We start from the raw sequence: 15,180 nt of genomic DNA, 5'->3' as shown, positions 1-15,180 counted from the left end.
AACCCGATCACGCCACGAACCCTTCGTGGCGCGATTTCCCGCGTTGATCATTCCACTGTGTTTAAACTCCCCGCCAGGGCTCAGACATGAATTCAACGTCGTTTGGATCGCGCAATCCCGGCTCCCGGCCAGCCTGTAATCCGCCGGCGGGCACAGCGGCCTTGCCGCCGGGCAACACACATGAAGAGGGTGCCGAAGCCCGGCGCGTGAAGAACTTCACGGGGCAGCGCAAGTTTCAGGCCCCGGCTGCTGATGACTTCATCAAAGGCATGTTGCCCCAGGGGCAGTTGCCGGCCACCCAAACGTCTGTGCCAAGCCCGTTGTGCTCGGTGATGGCGACTCTGGTCGATGCGATCAAAGGCCTTTGGCAGGCGGTGAAACCGGCGCCGCCGCAGGTACGAAAAGCTGACTGAGTTTTCGGTTTTTACATGCTGTCATTGGAACACTTCGCGACTGCGGAACCATTGCCGCCCGCGCACCACACACCTTTGGCCGGTTGGTCGCGCGCGCGATACGGCTGTCACCGGGTGTGATGAACCGGCAAGCGTGGATCTAAAATTGGTGGAGATAAAACATGAGAATTGATGGCGGGTCAGGCTACCTGCAGCCTGGCGGTACAGGCCGATTTGACGCAACACCGGATGAGGGACTGCGCACTGCCCACGCCGCTGCAAGTGAAGCCACGGATGCTGGCCGACAAGCCAGTCACTCACCCGGCGCCACGTCTGTTCGTTCTTCCGGGTACCGGCCACCGTTGCGGTCGGCCAAGCCCTACGAAGTCGTGCCGCATCATCGAACGCTGCAGAACGGTGTTGCCCCGCGCGCCGGCCAGCCCAATCCCAACCTTCACCTGCCGGACAGCGAGTTGGTGAAAGCGTTGAAAATCAGTTTTGCCACGCTGAAAGAACTCCATGAAACGTGACGGACTGAGGCTGTCTTCGCTGCAGCGAATCGCCGCCAAAAGAGTCGGCGACAATCAGAAGTTCGACCGCGCGATTTTATTGGCCAAGGCGCTTGTCCAGCGCCCGCGCCTGATCGATGCGATCACCGATCAGGACGGCTACATCACCACGCAAAGCCTGGCGCAGGCCGAAAGTGTGGTGTTCGGCAACAGCGATCCGAGTGCCTTCAGCCCGGACCCTTTCCACGCCAAGAGCAACGCCGAGCTCGTGCGGGTGTTCAAGGCGATGTTTACCGAGTTGCGTGACAGGTCCCGGGACCGCAAGGGGCTCTTTGAACACATCGTCTACGTCAACATCGAGTTGCTGGTTGCCATGAGCAAGGACCCTGACGAGCTCGATGGTCACGGCGAACTCGTTCTGGACCCCGCCACAGGGCTGGCGCGGAAGAAATACGATGAACAGCAGGTGTATATGGCGAAGAATATTGTCGACCGCCCCGGGTTGCTTCGGTCACTGGAAAGCGCCCATGGCAGCGGTCTTCGGATGTTTGGCGGTCATCATCAGGCGGGCTGGCTCAGCAACAAAACCCTTGATCGCTGGCTTGAGCACCACAAAAACCGATAAGCCCCGGGTGGCGCCTCACGGTAGGAGGCGGTAGGGGAATGCCGGTTATACCCGCAGTATCTTTCCGCTGATTGCCACACCGATCAGCAACACCGCAATCAGCACAAAGGCCGTACTCAGACTGCTGCCGTGGGCGATAAAGCCGATGACCGCAGGGCCGGCAAGAATGCCGGCATAACCCAGGGTGGTGATGGCGGGCACCGCAATGTGTTCCGGCATGACGGTCTGCTTGCCGACGGCGGTGTACAACACCGGGACGATGTTCGAACACCCGGCACCTACCAGCGCATACCCCAGCAGGGCGGTTTCCCACGCAGGGAACAGCGTGGCCAGCAGCATGCCGGCCGCGGCGAGGGCGCCGCCGAAGACAATCACCCGGGTGGCGCCCAGTCGGCGAACAATCCTGTCGCCGGTCAGGCGCCCGACGGTCATGGTCAAGGCAAAGGCTGCGTAGCCCAGGCCCGCATAGGCTTCATCCAGGCCGCGCTCGGCACTCAGGAACACCGCGCTCCAGTCCAGCACGGCGCCTTCGGCGAGAAACACGATGCAACACAGGCAACCAATAAACAGCACCACCCCGTGGGGCACGGCAAAGGCCGGCCCGGAGCTTTCACTGCCGTAGGGCAGCAAGTGCGGCCCGGCCTTGAGCAAGGCCACCGCCATCACGACGATGACGGCGAGGGTGGCCTGGAACGGCGACCAGCCCAGCCCCAGCAGCCCGCTGACACCTGCCGCACCGACGATCCCCCCAGGCTGAACAACCCATGGAAGCCCGACATCATGGTTTTGCCGCTGGCCCGTTCGACGATCACCGCCTGCAGGTTGACGGTGGAATCCACCATGCCCAGCCCGGCACCAAATACAAACAGCGCGGCCATCAGCAACGGAATGGAAGAGACGGTGGCCAGCATCGGCAGGCCGAGGCAGATCAAAATCGTCCCGCCGGTGGCCACGCGCCGGATACCGTAGCGCGATGCCAGGGCCCCCGCGACGGGCATGGCGATCATCGAACCCACCCCCAGGCACAGCAGCAACAGGCCGAGGGTGCCCTCATTGAGTTGGGCGCGGGCCTTGGCATACGGCACCAGCGGTGCCCAGGCGGCGATGCCGAAACCTGCGATAAAAAAGGCAATGCGGGTCGACATTTGCTCCAGCCGCCCGGGTACCACGGGCGCTGGGGTGCTGATGGCAGTCATGAAAAATCCTTGGTTTTGCGTTCAACGAACGATGTGCAGCGCAACATCCTTGCACATCAGGCCGTATCGAGCGAGCCGGGTTCCCTTGGCGTGCCTGAACAGCGAGCCAACCATTTTTTCAGAAGCATGGAACGCGATTGGCCTTTCCAGCCACTATCAGCGTGTAGGACGAGTAATCGTTTGATGTGCGAGGTGGCCTGGAAGGTGCGTAATCCCCGCGAGAACTGGCGAACCCCGGGCTTCTTGCGGCGGATTACCACCTTCCAGGCCGACCCTCCAACGTCTTCATTGATGGCGCAGGCGACTACGGGCATACACCGCCACAATCACGAAACATCCCATCGGCAACAGGTACGCCAGCGCAACCGTGCTGTTGTCCGCCACCTTGCCCATCAGGTAAGGCATCAGCGCACCGCCGACAATCGCCATGATCATGAACGAACTGCCGCGCTTGGTATGGGGGCCGAGGTTTTTCACGCCCATGGCGAACAGCGTCGGGAACATGATCGACATGAAGAAGAACACCGCAATCAGCGCGATCACCGAGATGCCCTCCAACCCAATCACCACCAGCGCGCACAACGCGATGTTGATCAGCGCATAAATCAGCAACAGCTTCTGCGCGCTGACGCGGCCCATCAACCAGGTACTGAAAAAACGCCCGAACATGAAGGCCAGCATCGCGATCGACAGCAGGTAGGCCGCGTGCTGGCTGCCCATCTGCGCCCAGTGTTCGGTGACGTAGTTGATGAAAAATGCACCGACCCCGACCTGGGCCGCCACGTAGAAAAACTGCGTGATCACCCCGCCGACGAATTCCGGATACTGCCACAGCCCCTTGCCGGCCATGGGTTGCAGTGCCTGCTCCTGGGCGCGTAGATCCGGCAGCGGCGTACGGGCGATCAACAGCGCCACCAGCAATACCAGAACGGCGATGACGACATAGGTGGTCTGCAACGAACTCATGTCCGAAGCCGGTGTGCTGCCGGCGCTGAAGAACATCGCGCCGCCAATCAGCGGGCCGAAGAACTGACCCAGGCCGTTGAAGGATTGCGCCAGGTTCAACCGTCGCTCGGCGCCCTGGGGGTCACCCAGCACCGTGGCATAAGGGTTGGCCGCGGTCTCCAGGCAACCGAGGCCGCAGGCGATGACGAACAGCGCGAACAGGAAAAATGCAAAGCTCGCCGCCGCTGCCGCCGGCATGAACAGCAATGCGCCCACCGCATACAGGCACAAGCCCAGCAGGATCCCCGCCTTGTAGCCGTGGCGGTCCATCAACAGCCCCGCCGGCAGGGCGATCAGGAAGTACGCGCCGAAATACGCGCCTTGCAACAGCCCGGACTGGGCCTTACTGACGTGCAGGACTTCCTGGAAATGCTTGTTCAGGACGTCCAGCAAGCCGTAGGACAAGCCCCAGAGGAAGAACAGACTGGTCACCAGCATCAGTGCCCAGCGGTAGGTCGGCACGGCGGGTGTGCCGGCTGCCACAGGTGTGTCTTTGCTTAACATGACGCTTCTCCTGTTGTTTTTATGGGATCAAGGCGTGCGATGCAGCGGATGTCAGGGTTGGTCGGTGAGGCTGAAAATCTGTGTCAACGGCTGCCATTTGCCGCCGGGATCGGTCCACGGCGTGGGCGCCTGGAAACGCCACATCAGGGCCTCCCAGGCTTGCACGTTGGGGTTGGCGCTGGCGGCCTGGTCGAGGGCTTCGAAGCTGAACCCGGCCGTGGTGTCCATGACCATGAACAGCCGCGTGCCCAGGCGCCAGATCTGCATCTGCAGGATGTGCTGGCCGCGCAGATGCGCGGCCACGGCGGGCCAGATGCGTTGATGCAACTGCTGGTACTCGGCGATCAATGCCTCGTCGTCGATCAGGTCCAGGGCAAGGCAGTACCGTTGGCCGATCATGTCAGCGCCCGGTCGAGGTGGGTGTAGCCGCCGTCCACCACCAGCCATTGCCCGGTGGTGTGGGAGGCGCGGGGTGACAGCAGGAAGAGCACGCTGTCGGCAATTTCCTCGGGGGTCGTCATCCGTTTGCCCAAGGGGATTTTCTCGACGATGGCGGCGAGCTTGGCCTCGGGGTTGTCGAAGCCATCGATCCAGCGCTGGTACAGCGGCGTCAGTACCTCGGCGGGCACCACCGCATTGACCCGGATGCCGAATTCCAGCAAGGAGGCCGCCCACTCCCGGGTCAGCGACAATTGCGCACCTTTGGCCGCGGTGTAGCCGCTGGTGCCGCCCTGGCCGGTGAGGGCCGTCTTGGAGCTGATATTCACGATCGCCCCGCGACTGGCCTTGAGAGCATCGAGGCACAGGTGGGTCATCAGGTAGTAATGAATCAGGTTCTTTTCCAGGGACTCGACGAAGGCTGCACGGCCTGCTTCCAGGCCCACGCCATCGTTGACCCCGGCGTTGTTCACCAGGCCGTCGATGCGCCCGAAGCGTTGCAACACTTCGTTGACCGCCGCGCGGCAGGCGTCCTCATCGCGCAACTCGACACGGATGAAGTGGCTTTGACCCTGTTGTTCAAGCTCGGCCGCGAAGGCAGCCGACAGCGGTTGATGTCCGAAAATCACCGGGATCGCGCCTTCGGCGATCAGCCCCAGGGAGATGGCGGCGCCAATCCCCGAGCCGCCGCCGGTGACGATAATCACGCGGTCCTGCAAATGCAGATTCATGGGCAGTTTCCTTCAAGGTGATAGACCCGCTGGGCGGTGCCGCCCCAGATGGCCTGCTGTTCATGGGACGACAGCGGGCCGAGGGTCTGTTGCAGCAATTGGCAGGTGCCCTGGTATTCCCCGGCCAGCAGGCATACTGGCCAGTCCGAGCCGAACATCAGGCGGTCGGCGCCAAACAGCTCCAGCGCCAGTTCTATGTAGGGGCGCAGGGCACGGGCGTTACGCTGATCGGGCCCGGCTTCGGTGAGCAGGCCCGACAGCTTGCAGCTGACGTGGGGCAGGGCGGCCAGCGGTGCCAGGTGTTCGGCCCAGCCGGCCGGGCCGTTGGCGATATCTGGCTTGCCCAGGTGGTCCAGCACCAGGTGATGTTGGTCGTGGCGCTGGCACATGGCTGTTGCGGCGTCGAGGTCGGCGCAGCGGATCAGCACCTCGTAGACGTAGCCTTGTTGTTGCAGGTGCCGCAGGCCACGGGAGAATCCTGGATCTGCCATAAAGCGCGCGGGCGTGGGTTCGTCCTGAATCTGATGCCGAAAGCCCTTGAGTCCTGGTGCGTCGCGCCACTGTTCCAGGTGCTGCTCAAGGGCTGGGTCGCACAGGTCGACCCAGCCGACGACACCGAGTATCCACGGGTGCTGGCGTGCCATTTCCAGCAGCGCATCGGTTTCCTGCTCGCCGGCGCGGGCCTGCACGGCAATGCAGCCATCCAGGCCGGCAGCGTCGAGCAATGGCCGCAAATCCTGTGGGAGAAAGTCCCGCCGCAGGTCAGCCTCAGCCTTACCGATCCACGGATAATCAGCGGCCCGGTAGCGCCAGAAATGCTGGTGCGCATCGAGCCTCAGGGGTGATGGGGACGACATTATTATTGTGCTCCGTCCATTCAAATTGTGTTTCAGCTCACGGCCGGTGGCGGTATTGCTCCCGGGACGCGGCTTTCATCTGGATCGAAAACCCCGGTGCCGTCGGCGGCAGATAGGCAGCGCCGCGTACCACGCAAGGTTCCTCGAAATGCTCGTGCAGGTGGTCGACATACTCGATCACGCGGCCTTCGTGGGTGCCGGCGATGCACAGGTAGTCGATCATCGACAGGTGCTGCACATACTCGCAAAGCCCGACGCCGCCGGCATGGGGGCATACCGGCAGGCCGAATTTGGCCGCCATCAGCATCACCGCCAATACTTCGTTGACCCCTCCCAGGCGGCAGGCGTCAATCTGCACCACATCGATGGCCTCGCGCATGATCAATTGCTTGAAGATGATCCGGTTCTGGCACATCTCCCCGGTAGCGACCTTGACCGGCGCCACACCCAGGCGAATTTTGCGATGGCCTTCGATGTCGTCGGGGCTGGTGGGTTCCTCGATAAACCATGGCTTGGCAAACGCCAATTCGCGCACCCAGTCGATGGCGGTGTCGACTTCCCACACCTGGTTGGCGTCGATCATCAATTGGCGATCCGGCCCCAGCACTTCGCGGGCGATGCGCACGCGGCGCAGGTCATCCTGCAAGTCGTGGCCGACTTTGAGCTTGACGTGGTTGAACCCGGCATCCACCGCTTCCTGGCACAGCCGGCGCAGCTTTTCGTCACCGTAACCGAGCCAGCCGGCCGAGGTGGTGTAGCAGGGATAGCCATTGGCTTGCAGGTCGGCCATGCGTTCAGCCTTGCCTTCGGCGCGTTGGCGCAGCAAGGCCAGGGCTTCGCTGGAGGTGATGCAGTCGGTGATGTAGCGGAAGTCGATGCAGCGCACCAGTTGTTCCGGACTCATGTCGGCCACCAGGCGCCACAAGGGTTTTCCTTCGGCCTTGGCCCACAAATCCCACGCGGCGTTGACGATCGCGCCGGTGGCCAGGTGAATGGCGCCCTTGTCGGGGCCGATCCAGCGCAACTGGCTGTCGCTGGTGACATGGCGCCAGAAGCGGCCCATGTCTTCGGCGATCCATTCCAGCGTCAAGCCCACCAGCAACGGCTGCATGGCCTGGATCGCCGCGCAGCAAATCTCGTTGCCACGGCCGATGGTAAAGGTCAGGCCGTGGCCTTCAATGGCCGGGTTGTCGGTCTGCAAAATCACATAGGCGGCCGAGTAGTCCGGGTCCGGGTTCATGGCGTCGGAACCGTCCAGGGACTGGGACGTGGGAAAGCGGATATCTTCGACGCGAATCGCGGTAATGGTGGTCATGAACGGCTCCTTGGCTCTTGTCAGGCGTCGACCGTGGTCTGGTTCTGTTCACCCAGGCCTTCGATGCCCAGGCGGATCTTTTGCCCAGGCTTGAGGTAGACCGGCACGGGCTTGATCCCCAGGCCGACACCGGGCGGAGTGCCGGTGGAAATCACATCCCCCGGTTGCAGGCTCATGAACTGGCTGAGGTAGCTGATCAGTTTGGGAATCTGGAAAATCATCGTGCGGGTATTGCCGTTCTGGTAGCGATGGCCATCGACTTCGAGCCAGATCGACAGTTGATGCGGGTCGGCGATTTCATCCCGGCTGACCAGCCACGGGCCCAGCGGGCCAAAGGTGTCGCAGCCTTTGCCCTTGTCCCAGGTGCCGCCGCGCTCCAGTTGGAATTCACGTTCGGAGACGTCGTTGATCACGCAGTAGCCGGCCACGTGCTGCATGGCCTGGCTTTCTTCGATGTAGCGGCCGCCCTGGCCGATCACCACACCGAGCTCCACTTCCCAGTCGGTCTTGGTGGAGTGGCGGGGGATTTCGATGTTGTCGTTGGGGCCGACGATGGCGCTGGTCCATTTGTTGAAGATGATCGGTTCGTCGGGTATCGGCGCGCCTGTTTCGGCGGCGTGATCGGCGTAGTTCAGGCCGATGCAGATGAATTTTCCCACTTGGCCGACACAGGCGCCCAAGCGCGGATTGCCCGGTACCAGGGGCAGGCTCGCGGGGTCGAGGTCTTGCAGGCGAGCAAGGTTTTGCGGAAGCAGGGCTTCGCCTGCGACATCACTGATGTGAGCGGACAAGTCGCGCAGACGACCGTCAGCGTCCAGCAGGGCCGGGCGTTCCTGGCCTTTTTCACCGTAGCGCAGCAATTTCATGAGCAATCCTCTTATTGGGAAGTGGGCGGTCAGTTGCTCCAGCCGCCGTCAATGATCTGGGTGGTGCCGGTCGTAAACGCGCTGGCGTCAGAGCCAAGGTACAACGCCAGTTGGGCGATTTCCTGGGGCGTGCCCAAGCGTCCCATCGGTTGGCGCGCGGTGAAGGCGGCGTACACCTCATCCTGCTGGCGGCCTTCACGGCTGGCTTGTTCGATGATGCGTTGCTGCAGCGAAGGGGACTCCACGGTGCCCGGGCAGATGGCGTTGCAGCGAATGCGTTGGGTGACAAAATCGGCGGCGACGGATTTGGTCAGGCCGATGACCGCAGCCTTGCTGGCGCAGTAGGCAAAGCGATTGGGCACGCCCTTGAGGCTGGAGGCCACCGACGACATGTTGATAATCGAGCCGCCGCCGGCCGCCAGCATTCCCGGCAGAAACGCGCGGATCATGCGGTACATGGCGGTGACGTTGAGGTCCAGAGCAAATGCCCAGTCGCTTTCCGGGCATTCGAGGATATTGCCGGCGTGCACCACGCCCGCGCAGTTGAACAGCACATCCAGCGGGCCGATCTCGGTGGCGAGGCGTTGGATGGCGCTGGCGTCGGTGACATCCAGCAACACCGTTTGCGCGCCTGGCAGGTCAGCGAGCGCCTGTTGATTGATGTCGGCTGCGATCACTTCGGCGCCAGCCGCCAGATAGGCTTCGACGCTGGCACGGCCAATGCCCTGGGCGGCGGCGGTGATCAGCACGCGTTTACCGGTGAGGTCCATGACAGACTCCCTAGATTGTTATTATTGGCTCAATGGTCAGGCCATTGAGGGCGTAAAACGCCTGCATCTGTGGCATAGCGAACCGTGGTGGGTTTGCTATGATCAGCACACTGGAAACGATCCAATGGTCAGGCCATTGATCCAATTTTTAGCATGGGTCTTCCCGGTCAACAAGCGGCTTTTTCGCCAGTTGACCCCTTTGACCGTGCCATGCATGAATCGAGCTGAGCCTAGATGCCATTTCAAGTGATTGATAACCAACGTCTTTATCGACAGATTGCCGACCAGTTGCGGGCGTTGATCGACAGTGGAGAATTTCCGCCGGGCAGCCGCCTCCCGGCGGAGCGCGAGCTGGCCAAACTGTTGGGCGTGAGTCGCGCCTCCGTACGTGAAGCAATGATTGCCCTGGAGGTGATCGGCCTGGTGGACGTGCGTGTGGGCAACGGCGTGCTGGTCTGCGAACCGGTGCAACCGACTGTCAGCCAGGAACCGGTGATGGCCCAGGCCACCCGGGATCAATGGAAAGAATTCGATCCGGAACTCAACCTGCACGTCGACTTCAACGCCGAGATTCCACCGTTTTCCCTGCTCCAGGCCCGTCGCCTGATTGAACCGGAAGCCGCCGCCCTGGCCGCCAAACACGCCACCGACGAAGAGCTGGCTGGAATCCGCGAGGCCTTCGAGCGTAACGTGCAGGACAACCGCGAAGGCTCCCATACCCACCCGGGCGATCGCCTGTTTCACATCCGCATCGCCCAGGCCTCGGGCAACCCGGCGTATGCGCTGATGATTGCGCACTTGTTGGGGCATCGTTACGGCAGCATGTTCCAGCGGTTGCAGGCGCATTACACCTCGGACGACATGCCGCATCGCTCGGAAGATGAGCACCGCAAGATCCTCGACGCCCTGGAGCAGCGGGACGTGGAAGGTGCACGACAGGCCATGCGCAAGCACCTGGAAGAGGTGGTACGAATCTTTATGCGGACTGCGCAATGACCGTGTTCTACGACGCCCGCGGGAATATCTACGGGGTGGTCAGCCCGGAGTTGTTACGCAGCCAGGGTGTTGAGCTGCCTGGTCGTGCCGACTTGGCCGCTGCCACCCGCGAGGGTTGGGCGCTGGCGGCCATTGCCTCTGAATGTGGCTGGGGTGATTTGCCGCGCCCGGCAGAGGCCAAGGAGCATCGCTGTGACGGTTTGTTGGTGGGGCCGTTTCAGGCCGAGCCGCCCTTTGACGTGTTGATTGTTAACACGGATGGGTCATTGGCCGAGCGCAGTGGCAATGGCCTGACGATTTTTGCCCAGTCGTTGACCGACCAGGGATTGATGGCGCAAGGCTGTGACCTGCGGGTGCATCACGACAAGCCCGATGCACTGTCTCCGGTGATCACGCGGGTTGAGCCTGCGGTGTACGAACAGGTCCAGGGCTTTTGGCTGGCGCTGGGGCGGCCTGAATTCGGGCCCTTGGCGGTAGGGGCGGTTGGCGTTGGCCTGGTATCGCTTGAGGGGACCGAGGTGAGCCATGTCGCGCAACTGGCTGCACTCAACCCCGAGTGGAATCACAGCCGGTTTGTTCGGGTGGGCAACCCTCATTGCGTGACGCTGGTGCAGGACACGTTGGCGTTGCCGGACAACGCGCAGATGCATCGGCCCGCGTTGTTCGATCCGCTGAGGGCAGTCGCTTTTGCGCCGCCTGCCGGGGCGGGTCAGCCCTGTATTTCCGGTGTCAACCTGCAATGGGTCGCCCGGGATTCAGGCAACCGTGTTATCGCACGCGTATTTGAGCGCGGCGAGGGGCCGACGGCGTCTTCCGGGACCAGCGCCAGTGCCGTGGCATGCGCCGCCTGGTCTGTAGGATGGGTGACCGCGGGTGAAGTGGCGGTGGTAATGCCGGGCGGTACGGCACCGGTGCGGTTGCGAGCGGAGGCGGGCGAGTTGCTGAGCGTCAGCCTCTTCGGGACTGCGCGGCTGCAATCGCTTTGAAGTAAGGAGTGGCTGGCGTATTTTTTTGTCAGCCGTTTCTTTATAAGTAAGTGTCGTTGGCGAATAGCCGTGTAAGAGTATTCCTGTAGCGAATACTGGCTGTTTAACTACATTTCCGTAATTGATAAAAGACCCTTCCAGTATCGATGTACGAATCTTCTTTTTTATTTTGAAGCGGCCGAATGTCGCCTGAAATCGCTAGTATTCCTGGGGTTCAGGCACTTTTTATCGGCTTCGAATTGAGTGGCTTTATCTTCGTTTTACGCGGGGAATTATTTCAGTTCGACAATGAATGGCGGGTAACAACGGATGTTCGATACGCTTGTTTCGTCACGCTTTAAACTGATTGTTGCAGGCATAAACCAGACGTTTCAGGTGCTGGCTTTTAAAGGCAGCGAAACGATTGATCAACCTTTTTTCATTGAAGTGCAGTGGGTCAGTGAAAACCCCGGCCTGGATCTTGAGGCGCTGCTTCACCAACCGGCCTATCTGGATTTTGGTGAGGCGGGGGAAGGCCTTCACGGGCAAATCCATGCCATTGGCCGGGAAGACCCTGGCCGGCGACTGACCTGCTATCACCTCACGCTTGCGCCACGCCTTGCGCATCTGGCCCATCGTTGCGACCAGCGGATTTTCCAGCAGCGCAGCGTGCCGCAAATCATCGCGGCGGTGCTGGAGCAGCACGGCATTCTTGCCGATGCTTATGCCTTTGAGCTGGGGCCGGTGGTGTACCCGCCCCGCAGGTTCTGTGTGCAATATGCAGAAACCGATCTGCATTTTATCCAGCGTTTGTGCGAAGAAGAGGGCATCCATTACCACTTCCGCCACAGTACGGAGGCCCACGTGCTGGTGTTTGGCGATGACCAGACGGTGTTTCGACGTTTGCCGGCGCAGCACTATTGTGCGGCGGGTGGCCCTGCTGCCGACGCACGGGTGATCCAGCGTTTTGATGTGCGCCTGGCCACACGCAGTGCTCAGATTGTGCGGCGGGACTATGACTTTGAACACCCGTCGCTGCGGCTGCAGGAGCAGGCCGGCGCTTCCCCGGCGCTTGAGGACTATCAATACCCTGCGGGATTCACCGGCCATCTGCGCGGCTCGCAGTTGGCCCGGCGTGGCCTGGAGCGTCATCAGCGAAACCGTCACCGGGCGTTGGGCCGCAGTGATCAGCCGGCCTTGCGCAGCGGGCATTTCCTGACGCTGCGGGGCCACCCCGACCTGTCTTGCAATGACTTGTGGTTGATCACCAGTGTGCGTCACGAAGGCTATCAACCGCAGGTGCTGGAGGAGGCCGTGGTGGATGGCGTAGCGTTCCAGGGCTATCGCAATCGATTTACCGCAACGCCCTGGCGCGCGATTCACCGCCCGCCGCTCAAGCATCCCAAACCGCGCATCAGCGGCAGCCAGACCGCCACGGTCACCGGCCCGGTGGGTGAGGACGTGCATTGCGACGCCCACGGGCGGGTGAAAATCCGCTTTCACTGGGACCGGCTCGACAAGAGCGACGACAAGAGCAGTTGCTGGGTGCGGGTGGCATCCGGTTGGGCGGGTGAGCGCTTTGGCGCGGTGATGATTCCGCGTGTGGGCATGGAGGTATTGGTGACGTTCCTGGAAGGTGATCCGGACCGACCCGTGATCAATGGTTGTCTGCCTAACGCTGTGCAAACGCCGGCTTACCCCTTGCCACAACACAAGACCCGCAGTGTTTTGCGTAGCCGCAGCACGCCGGGTGGCACGGGGGCTAACGAGCTGCATCTTGAGGACCGCGCTGGCCAGGAACTCATCTACCTGCGCGCCCAACGCGACCTGGAGCAGCAGGTCGGCCACGACAGCCGGCTGGAGGTCGTGGGCGAACGTCGGGAAACCATCCACGGCTTGAGTACGACCACCCTGGGAGACGAGGAACACCGCAGCATCGCCGGCGACCGCAAGGTTCGGCTTGGGGCTGATGATCACTTGCACGTGCAGGGCAACAGCCAGACGCATGTCGGCCAGACCCTGGTGATCGAAGCAGGGCAACAGGTCCATCTCAAAGCGGGCGCCAACCTGGTGATCGATGCCGGTGCGCAGTTGAGCTTCAAGGCGGGTGGTGAGCATTTGCTGATTCAGGCCGGAGGGATTTTCAGCAGTCGGCCGATCACGTTGGGCGGTGTGCCTGCTGGGACCCTTACAGCAAGTCCTGTTGGGCCGGGTGACGTGACTGCCTCGCCCGCATTTGTAGCGGAGGGGCCAAAGGTTTCGGTTACCCAAGGCGCAATCATGGAGCTGGCCAGACGACTGGATGCGGACTTCTGTCCGGTGTGCGAGCGCTGCCGCGAAGGTTTGTGCGATTCCACGGGGAGGGCGGCCTGATGGAGATCTCGCCTGGCCAGTGGATGGCTCAACAGCAGCAGGCGGGACGTCGCCTGTGCCTGGTTCTACAGGATGAAAACGACGCACGCGGGGCACTGCTGGCGACACGCTCGGTGGCTGAGTATCGCAGCCTCTACGTTGAAACCGTCGCATCGGAAATGGCGGCGGATGGGCCGATGCTCCTGTTGCTCGACCATGTCAACGAACCCGGGCTGGTGAGCTTATTGCAAAACCCTCAGCGTAATTGGGGCTGGTTGGGCAGCTTGCCTGATGATGACTTATCGGGTGTTACCCGGCATTGGCGCGACAGGTTGGTGGTGGGGGTGGCGGCCAGCCAGGCGCTGTACCGCTTCCACGATAACCGCACCTTGGCGCGGGCCTTGGTTCACCTGCCTGCTCAGGACTGGCCTGTTTTTCTCGGGCCGCTGATCAGCGTGTGCTACTGGCAGGGCGAGCGTTGGTGTTGCGTCGATAATCCGGCTCCGGGGGTGTATCCGGTACCCGATCCTGCACCGTGGCTAGAGGTGCCGAATCCACAGGCGGGAGCGATTCTGCAGGCCAATATCCTGCGTTATCTGTTGGCTGAGTACAGTGAGGCGCTCAGTCAACTGGCTGAATTTCAGGACCCTAGAATCTGGCTGGAACAGGTGCTGGAGCAGGCGCGGGCCTGGCAATGGGAAAGGCCGGAACAGCTGGAGTTCTTGGTGGTGCGGCGGTTGGTGGAAGCCACTGGGGACGTACTTATCCGATGGCAGCCGATGCGGGGGAAGCGGCGGAGGACCATTTTCAGCGGGTGGTTGAAGAATGGCGTCGGGTGGAGCGGGAGCAGCAGGATGCGTAGGGGATTTATGTTGAGCGTGTGTCGAGGGGTATTCGTTTGCAGCGTGCTGGCTGGTTCCGGTTGTGCGATGAAACCAGTGGATAGTTTCACCCTGGAAGTCGACCTGCCGGCGAATTTTCGCTTCAAGAGTGATGCAGCTTATCGACCGGCAACGGGTGAGATCTGCACCTTACCCAAGCGCCGGGGCAAGCGGCCGGAGGACAAGGTTTTTGACACGGTGGGCAAGCCGGTGGCCAATCGGGTGAGCTTTGAAGTGCCACTGACGGAGACGGTGGATGGGTGTCCGTTAGTGTTGCGCAGCATTACGTTTGATATGTACGCGAAGTGGGGAGAGCGCTCGACGGATATCGGAGGGGATTTCGCATTCATCAATGTGCTGGATCGGTTGGAAGAAGGTATGGCCGGGATGCCTGAGTCGGGTGTTCAAAAACTGCCCGGACGATGTCAGTGGTTATTCCGAACAGTCGGCCCCAAACGGGCCATTAGCAAGGTACTCAAGTGTAACTCGCTGGACGCAGTAGGGAATCTGCGAAAAGCAAGAGCAGGTGGAGCGGTGCAACGGGATGAGTTGAAAGATAAGACGTTGAGGATGGCCCTGGAAGTGACGACGGAGGAATGGCCTTACATGGGAGATAACTGGGTTCGATTCCCTCAAGGTTGGAAACGCTGTATGGGCAAGAGCCTGGAGGATCAATACGCGTTCTGTCGCGGGAATACTACCGATTTCAAATCCATCAAGATGCCTGATGGGCGTGAATGCGACATATATCCCACTTGTGCCGAATAAGGATATTCAG

The 15,180-nt window shown here is 61.6% G+C and carries 14 protein-coding genes and 2 pseudogenes; 8 read left to right on the top strand and 8 right to left on the bottom strand.

Annotation, left to right across the window (positions count from 1 at the left end; all coding sequences use genetic code 11):
* The first annotated feature begins 86 nt into the window (after positions 1-86).
* From JFV30_RS17435 to JFV30_RS17425, 3 genes are all read left to right on the top strand, one after another.
* Positions 87-413, top strand: a complete 327-nt coding sequence (locus JFV30_RS17435; RefSeq protein ID WP_242487103.1) for a hypothetical protein — start codon at positions 87-89, stop codon at positions 411-413.
* A gap of 161 nt (positions 414-574) precedes the next feature.
* Positions 575-922, top strand: a complete 348-nt coding sequence (locus tag JFV30_RS17430) for a hypothetical protein (RefSeq protein ID WP_201124733.1) — start codon at positions 575-577, stop codon at positions 920-922.
* Positions 912-1,526 (top strand): type III secretion effector protein, encoded by a 615-nt coding sequence (locus tag JFV30_RS17425; protein ID WP_201124732.1) that lies wholly within the window; start codon positions 912-914, stop codon positions 1,524-1,526. The genes JFV30_RS17430 and JFV30_RS17425 overlap by 11 nt, the downstream gene beginning before the upstream one ends.
* A 45-nt stretch (positions 1,527-1,571) precedes the next feature.
* Here JFV30_RS17425 and JFV30_RS17420 read toward each other — a convergent pair.
* The 8 genes and pseudogenes from JFV30_RS17420 to JFV30_RS17385 form a co-directional block, all read right to left on the bottom strand.
* Positions 1,572-2,722: pseudogene (locus JFV30_RS17420) on the bottom strand (MFS transporter).
* Between the two features lie 285 nt (positions 2,723-3,007).
* Positions 3,008-4,231, bottom strand: a complete 1,224-nt coding sequence (locus JFV30_RS17415; protein WP_201124731.1) for a sugar MFS transporter — start codon at positions 4,229-4,231, stop codon at positions 3,008-3,010.
* Positions 4,232-4,282: 51 nt separating this feature from the next.
* The gene (locus tag JFV30_RS17410; RefSeq protein WP_201124730.1) at positions 4,283-4,630 is read right to left on the bottom strand and encodes an L-rhamnose mutarotase; all 348 of its coding nucleotides are present in this window, start codon (positions 4,628-4,630) and stop codon (positions 4,283-4,285) included.
* On the bottom strand, positions 4,627-5,400 hold the full coding sequence (locus tag JFV30_RS17405) for an SDR family oxidoreductase (RefSeq protein ID WP_169389049.1): 774 nt from the start codon (positions 5,398-5,400) through the stop codon (positions 4,627-4,629). The genes JFV30_RS17410 and JFV30_RS17405 overlap by 4 nt, the downstream gene beginning before the upstream one ends.
* Positions 5,397-6,257 (bottom strand): amidohydrolase family protein, encoded by an 861-nt coding sequence (locus tag JFV30_RS17400; RefSeq protein WP_201124729.1) that lies wholly within the window; start codon positions 6,255-6,257, stop codon positions 5,397-5,399. The genes JFV30_RS17405 and JFV30_RS17400 overlap by 4 nt, the downstream gene beginning before the upstream one ends.
* A 37-nt stretch (positions 6,258-6,294) precedes the next feature.
* A complete protein-coding gene (locus tag JFV30_RS17395) occupies positions 6,295-7,572 on the bottom strand; it encodes an L-fuconate dehydratase (RefSeq protein WP_201124728.1) in 1,278 nt (425 codons plus the stop codon).
* 20 nt (positions 7,573-7,592) lie between these two features.
* Positions 7,593-8,438, bottom strand: a complete 846-nt coding sequence (locus tag JFV30_RS17390) for a fumarylacetoacetate hydrolase family protein (RefSeq protein ID WP_201124727.1) — start codon at positions 8,436-8,438, stop codon at positions 7,593-7,595.
* A 29-nt stretch (positions 8,439-8,467) separates the two neighbouring features.
* On the bottom strand, positions 8,468-9,208 hold the full coding sequence (locus JFV30_RS17385; protein WP_201124726.1) for an SDR family oxidoreductase: 741 nt from the start codon (positions 9,206-9,208) through the stop codon (positions 8,468-8,470).
* 234 nt (positions 9,209-9,442) lie between these two features.
* On the opposite strand from JFV30_RS17385, the gene JFV30_RS17380 reads away from it, so the two are divergent.
* The 5 genes and pseudogenes from JFV30_RS17380 to JFV30_RS17360 all read left to right on the top strand — a co-directional run bounded on the left by JFV30_RS17380 (position 9,443) and on the right by JFV30_RS17360 (position 15,170).
* Entirely contained in the window at positions 9,443-10,204 is a 762-nt protein-coding gene (locus JFV30_RS17380) for a FadR/GntR family transcriptional regulator (RefSeq protein WP_177090069.1), read from the top strand.
* Positions 10,201-11,190: a diaminopimelate epimerase gene (locus JFV30_RS17375; protein WP_201124725.1), complete on the top strand. Its 990-nt coding sequence runs from the start codon at positions 10,201-10,203 to the stop codon at positions 11,188-11,190. Before JFV30_RS17380 ends, JFV30_RS17375 begins: the two co-directional genes overlap by 4 nt.
* A 309-nt stretch (positions 11,191-11,499) precedes the next feature.
* The gene (gene tssI, locus JFV30_RS17370) at positions 11,500-13,542 is read left to right on the top strand and encodes a type VI secretion system tip protein TssI/VgrG (RefSeq protein WP_201124724.1); all 2,043 of its coding nucleotides are present in this window, start codon (positions 11,500-11,502) and stop codon (positions 13,540-13,542) included.
* Positions 13,542-14,383: pseudogene (locus JFV30_RS17365) on the top strand (DUF4123 domain-containing protein). Before tssI ends, JFV30_RS17365 begins: the two are co-directional and overlap by 1 nt.
* Positions 14,376-15,170 carry a hypothetical protein gene (locus JFV30_RS17360; RefSeq protein ID WP_201124723.1) on the top strand — a complete coding sequence of 265 codons (795 nt, stop codon included), beginning with the start codon at positions 14,376-14,378 and terminating at the stop codon, positions 15,168-15,170. Before JFV30_RS17365 ends, JFV30_RS17360 begins: the two are co-directional and overlap by 8 nt.
* The last annotated feature ends 10 nt before the right edge of the window (positions 15,171-15,180 follow it).

It is taken from the genome of Pseudomonas sp. TH32 (assembly GCF_016650855.1).
Classification (GTDB): Bacteria; Pseudomonadota; Gammaproteobacteria; order Pseudomonadales; family Pseudomonadaceae; genus Aquipseudomonas.
The sequence above is the reverse complement of the archived record's forward strand: the minus strand, read 5'-3'. Positions and strand labels throughout refer to the sequence as shown.